The organism is Pedobacter sp. 01N416, from assembly GCF_056399685.1.
In genome coordinates, this window is the sequence record NZ_JBFTRT010000519.1 from 1 (window position 1) to 3613 (window position 3613).

Sequence of the window (3613 nt, forward strand, 5' to 3'; positions counted from 1 at the left end):
GCTTATCATTTATCGGGTGTTTACTTTTAGCGATTACCATTCACTCCATATTGTTCAGAATTTTACTACCCAATTTTGATTTCAACCTCGGCAGAACCCTTTGGTTTAACACACCAACTTTTTTATTAACCATTGCCGCCAGTACCGCCTTTACCATGATCTCAGACCGGATCAGTGAAGAAAAAAGAGCTTTGCAGCGCGAACAGGAGAACATGAAAACCGAACTTTCGTTTTTACGGTCGCAGATCAGTCCGCACTTCATTTTTAATGTTTTAAACAACATTGTGGCACTGGTAAGACTAAAAAGCAATGAATTGGAGCCAACAGTAATGAAATTATCCGGTTTGATGCAATATATGTTATATGAAACCGACGAAGAAAAGGTCTCCATTAAAACTGAAACCGAATACCTGCAGGCTTATATCGATCTGCAAAAACAGCGTTTCGGCAAAAAAGTAGTTATAGAAACAAACATTAACATTGAAAGTGAGTTTGATGAAATAGAACCCATGTTACTGATCCCATTTATCGAAAATGCCTTTAAACATGGGGTTGGAATGATTGAAAAACCACAGATTTTTGTTGATTTAAAAACAGAAGACGAACTTTTGACGTTTACTGTTCGAAATAAATTTAACGAAGATGAGAATGAAGTAAAAGATGCCGCCTCTGGCATTGGTCTTTCGAACGTAAGCAGACGCTTAAACCTACTATACGGTAAAAATCATCAACTGGAAATTGAGAAAAAAGATGGCTGGTTTAATGTTTACCTGACTTTAAAATTAACAGCATGATAAAATGTTTAGCCATTGATGATGAGCCCTTAGCCCTGCAATTACTGGCTGATAACATCAGCCGTATCCCATTTTTGGAACTGGTGGCCAGTTGCGATGATGCTTTTGCTGCCAATAAAATTATGCAGGAACAATCGATAGACCTCATTTTTATCGATATCCAGATGCCTGGTATTACAGGTTTACAATTTATCCAGAGTTTGGTTAAAAAGCCAATGGTAATTATTGTAACTGCCTATAAACAATATGCTTTGGATGGTTTTGCACTCGATGTGGTAGATTATTTAATGAAACCGGTATCGCTCGACCGTTTTATGAAAGCATGTAATAAAGCAAAAGATCTTTACGAACTCAAACAGTCAGCAGAACATAACAACCTACCCAAACAGGGCTATATGTTTGTAAATGTGGGCTACAGCTTGATGAAGATCAATTACAATGAGATTACTTATATAGAAGGACTCAAAGATTATATCCAAATCCATACTTCAACAATTCCAAAAGCCGCAGTGGTGCGCATGAGTATGAAAAGTGTAGAAGAACAACTGCCCGCTTATTTCGAGAGGATTCACAAATCATTTATCGTAAATGTCAACAAAATAACATCCATTAAAAAAAACGCTTTATTTATAGCGGATAAGGAGTTACCTGTAAGCGATAGCTATAAACAGGTAATTGAAAAGTTGATAAAATAATTCGTAATTTTGATTATACAATAATTGTTATGACTATAATCGCACATCCTAAAAATAAAAAACAAGAGGCTGCAATTGAAGCTGTTTTAAAAGCTTTAGATGTTTCTTTTCAAAAAGAAGAGGAAAGTCCTTACAATCCCGAATTCGTTTCTAAGATAAAGGAAAGAATGGCCAATGCCAAAAAGGGCAATGTAACCAGAATTAAAGACCCTAAAAATATATGGGAAAGTATTTTATAGAAGTTGAAAAATTAGCAAAAAAAGATCTAGAAACGCATTATAAATCTGGAGATAAAGCCTCAATTAAAAGAATAAATCAAATTTTCATCGAACTGTCAGAACATCCAGAAGTAGGGATTGGAAAACCTGAAAGATTAAAATTCGATTTATCTGGTTTCTGGTCAAGGCAGATAAATCGAAAAGATAGGTTAATTTATAAAATAGAAGAAAATATAGTAACCGTTACTATAATTYCAGCACTCGGCCATTACGGCGATAAATAAATTATACCGTCTTCACCTCATCCTCACTATAATCCTTGATATCAGTAATATACCCATTTATTAAAAGGAAATCGAATAAAGGTTTTGCCTCTGGCGTAACCGGCATATTTTCCGTGGTAATTACTTGATTGGTCTTTTTGTCTAGGAAAGGATAAGCAAATAACCGCACATTGGTGTTAAACATATCGTTCACATAGCTTAATAACTGACCTGAATAATTTTCTCCGGTAAAATTTTTAGAATTGAATACAAATTTTAAGTTGTTGATGTTTGTTGCCAAGCCAACACTTTTAGGTTTGCACCTTGCCAAATATTTCGCCAGACGGTTGTGGCGGGTAAAGTTAGATACAATCACGATGTTACCCGTATCGCACATTTCCTGTGCTCTTTTAGCCACTGTTTCCAGGTCGATATCATCAGGAGTTTCTTGTCCATCCGTTAAAACGTTGGTTAACAAAACCTCTATCATTACCGCTAGGTTCCCCTCTTCTACCTTATTTGTACGTTTAAACTGATCGGTAGCTTTATTAAACAGGTTAAAGTTAGGTAATGATTTCTGGCCATATTTGGTCCTTAAAATCATAATATCCTTTTTGTATAAAAGATCTTTGGCCTGACGGGGATGTGCATCTGCATCGAAAATTGCTGCTGCAGAGAAATCCTTCATAATCATATACAGATTAAGCAGGATATTATCTACACCTGGAAAAGCCGGCCCTTTTACCGAAATCAAGTCGATTTCTACAGACCCGATAGTTAAGTTATCAGCTAAAGATTCTACCATCAATTTTGGATCCTGATAATGGTAAAATGCTGCATAAAGTAGGTTAACACCAATTATCCCTAAAACACGCTGTTGCATGTTTACATCTGTATCCAGCAAACGTACGTGGAAAAATATTTCGTTTGGTAAACCACCTGGCTCGCTCTGGAAACGAATACCAACCCAGCCATGAGGCTCATTGGTACGTTTGTAATTCAGGGTAGTAACGGTATCAGCGAAGGCGAAAAACGTGCGGCTTTCGTATTTTTCGCCAGATAAACGCTCATTAAGTAAACCGAATTCGTGATCGAGCATCTGCAAGAGGCGATTCTGACTTACATAACGGCCATTGGTTTCTGCTCCATAAATAGCGTCGCTAAAAGTCATGTCGTAAGCCGACATCGTTTTGGCAACTGTTCCAGATGCTGCGCCAGCATTAAAAAAGTTTCTCGAAACTTCCTGTCCCGCTCCTATCTCGGCAAAGGTGCCGTAAATTCTCGGGTCAAGGTTTATTTTAAGTGCTTTACGCTTTGTATCCAGAATTTCTCTCTCCATGCCGCAAAAGTACGAAAAATGAGATTAAGGTGATTTTAAGAATGTAACTTAAAATCAATCTAAATACTTATGTGGCGGCAAGGCCTTAAGGCAGCGTCATTTCGACTGAAGCATAGTGGAATTGAGAAATCTAATATCTTTATTCAACCAGACAGATTTCTCCTCCGAAGGAGTTCCTTTGGAACACCGGTCGAAATGACGACCACACTTAAAAAAAATAAGGTTAATGCCATCCAGCATTAACCTTATAAAACCTAAACTTAAACTATTATGAAACCTGAATCAGTATCAATCACACTTACCT

At 36.9% G+C, this 3613-nt stretch carries 5 protein-coding genes; 4 read left to right on the forward strand and 1 reads right to left on the reverse strand.

The genetic code is table 11. The features are described 5' to 3' along the window. The 4 genes from AC1DND_RS22735 to AC1DND_RS22750 form a co-directional block, all read left to right on the forward strand. A partial coding sequence (locus AC1DND_RS22735) for a sensor histidine kinase (RefSeq protein ID WP_477584875.1) occupies positions 1-794 on the forward strand: 794 nt, incomplete at its 5' end. After that, a complete protein-coding gene (locus AC1DND_RS22740) occupies positions 791-1489 on the forward strand; it encodes a LytR/AlgR family response regulator transcription factor (protein WP_477584876.1) in 699 nt (232 codons plus the stop codon). The genes AC1DND_RS22735 and AC1DND_RS22740, both read left to right, overlap by 4 nt. A 29-nt stretch (positions 1490-1518) precedes the next feature. Then, complete coding sequence (locus tag AC1DND_RS22745) at positions 1519-1728, forward strand: DUF2683 family protein (RefSeq protein WP_477584877.1); 210 nt, start codon at positions 1519-1521, stop codon at positions 1726-1728. Next, positions 1710-1991 (forward strand): Txe/YoeB family addiction module toxin, encoded by a 282-nt coding sequence (locus tag AC1DND_RS22750; RefSeq protein ID WP_477584878.1) that lies wholly within the window; start codon positions 1710-1712, stop codon positions 1989-1991. Before AC1DND_RS22745 ends, AC1DND_RS22750 begins: the two co-directional genes overlap by 19 nt. A gap of 1 nt (position 1992) precedes the next feature. Here the strand turns inward: AC1DND_RS22750 and AC1DND_RS22755 are convergent, their stop codons facing one another. Further along, the gene (locus tag AC1DND_RS22755; RefSeq protein WP_215128917.1) at positions 1993-3309 is read right to left on the reverse strand and encodes a nicotinamide mononucleotide adenylyltransferase; all 1317 of its coding nucleotides are present in this window, start codon (positions 3307-3309) and stop codon (positions 1993-1995) included. Between the last annotated feature and the right edge of the window lie 304 nt (positions 3310-3613).